This window comes from Mycobacterium sp. 1423905.2 (genome assembly GCF_001673155.1).
Classification (GTDB): Bacteria; Actinomycetota; Actinomycetes; order Mycobacteriales; family Mycobacteriaceae; genus Mycobacterium.
In genome coordinates, this window is sequence record NZ_LZLE01000052.1 from 1 (window position 1) to 1,928 (window position 1,928).

The following is a 1,928-nucleotide window of genomic DNA, read 5'->3' on the forward strand; positions in this document are numbered from 1 at the left end:
GGTCACCCCACCCGCCATACTTGGTGACCACCTCGGGAAGCCGGCCGGTCTGGCGCACGTGCAGGCCGCGCGGCGGCGACGGGTCGGGGTAGTCCGCGGCCCACGCCGGGTCGCGGTTGTACTCCGACACCGGGGACACCGACAGCCACGGATTGTGCGCCGCGATGTGCCACAGCGTGCGCAGGTCGTACAGCTCGCAGCCGTAGCGGGCGCCGAAGAACAAATGCACCCGCGGATTGACCGCGTACCGGCACAGGTCCATGACGATCGCGCGCAGCGGCGCCAGGCCGGTGCTGCCGGCCACCATCAGCACGTCGCCGCCGTCGCGGTCGACGTGCAAGCCGCCGTGCGGGCTGGACAGGCGCCACCGGTCGCCGGGCCGGGTTTCGCCGACCAGGGCCGTGCTGACCAGGCCGCCGGGTACCACGCGGACGTGGAATTCGATGTTGCCTTCGGGATCGGCAGGGATGGCCGGGCTCAGGTAGCGCCAGCGGCGCGGGCATTGCGGGACGTGGACGGTGACGTACTGGCCGGGGTGATAGTGCATCGGCCGGTCCAGCCGCAGGCGCACGACGGCCAGATCCCGCGACACCCGGTGGTGCTCGATGACCGTGCCGTCCCACCAGGGCGGCCCGTCGTCGGAGTCGGCGGCGCCGCTCATCACCCCGGTGATCAGGTTCAGCGACTGATCGGCGGCTTCGTTGACCGCTCGCGTCCACGCGGTGCCCAGGTGATCGCGCAGCGCCGTGTGCAGCGCGCGGCGCAGGGTGGGGTAGTGGCCCGGCTGCACACCGTATTTGCGGTGGTCCCGGCCGAGTTGGGCGAGAAACGCCACCGGTTCGTCGGCGCGCTGGTCGACCAGTTCGCCGTACACCCACTGCATGGCGTGGGCGAACGCGGCGCGTTGGCCTTCCATCTCGGGCGGGAACAGGTCGCGGATAGAGCTGTCCAGGGCGAACCAGTGGCTGTAGAACCGGCGGACCACCTCGTTGCCGCCGTCCGGACCGTGCGGCGCGAAGGCGTCTCGCAACACCCGCAGCGCGTCTCGGTCCTCTAGGCCCACGAAGTCCGATTCTAGGCACCAACACATGGGTGCCCCGTTCCGTCGAATTAGATAGACTTGAGCGGAACAGACTCAACATTGACGGCGTTGTACTAGCCGACAAGCATTTCTGGCAGTACCTACCTGCCCCATAGGAGGTCTTTGTGGACTCATTCAATCCGACTACCAAGACGCAGGCGGCCCTGACGTCGGCTCTGCAGGCGGCATCGGCTGCCGGCAACCCCGAGATCAGGCCCGCTCATCTGCTGTTGGCATTGCTGACGCAGAACGACGGGATCGCCGCACCGCTGCTGGAGGCTGTCGGTGTCGAGCCCGCTACCGTCCGCGCCGAAGCCCAGCGCCTCGTCGACCGCCTGCCGCAGGCAAGCGGCTCCAATTCCCAGCCGCAACTGTCGCGCGAGTCGCTGGCCGCCATCACCACCGCGCAGCACCTGGCCACCGAGATGGACGACGAATACGTCTCCACCGAGCACCTGCTCGTCGGCCTGGCCACCGGCGACTCCGACGTCGCCAAGCTGCTGACCGGTCATGGCGCATCCCCGCAAGCTCTGCGGGAGGCGTTCGTCAAGGTGCGCGGCAGTGCCCGGGTCACCAGCCCGGAGCCAGAGGCCACCTACCAGGCGCTGGAGAAATACTCCACCGACCTGACTGCGCGCGCTCGCGACGGCAAGCTCGACCCGGTAATCGGACGCGACAACGAAATTCGTCGCGTCGTGCAGGTGTTGAGCCGTCGTACCAAGAACAACCCGGTGCTCATCGGTGAGCCCGGGGTCGGTAAGACGGCGATTGTGGAGGGCCTGGCCCAGCGCATCGTGGCCGGCGACGTGCCGGAGAGCCTGCGCGACAAGACCGTCATCAGCCTGGA

The 1,928-nt window shown here is 68.7% G+C and carries 2 protein-coding genes; one reads left to right on the forward strand and one right to left on the reverse strand.

Features of this window, described 5'->3' with window-relative positions:
- The coding region (locus tag A9W95_RS03350; protein WP_067409221.1) for an FAD-binding oxidoreductase at positions 1-1,063 on the reverse strand (1,063 nt) is incomplete at its 3' end.
- A gap of 143 nt (positions 1,064-1,206) precedes the next feature.
- Here A9W95_RS03350 and A9W95_RS03355 point away from each other — a divergent pair.
- Positions 1,207-1,928: Clp protease N-terminal domain-containing protein (locus A9W95_RS03355; protein ID WP_305799955.1), on the forward strand; the 722-nt coding region annotated here is incomplete at its 3' end.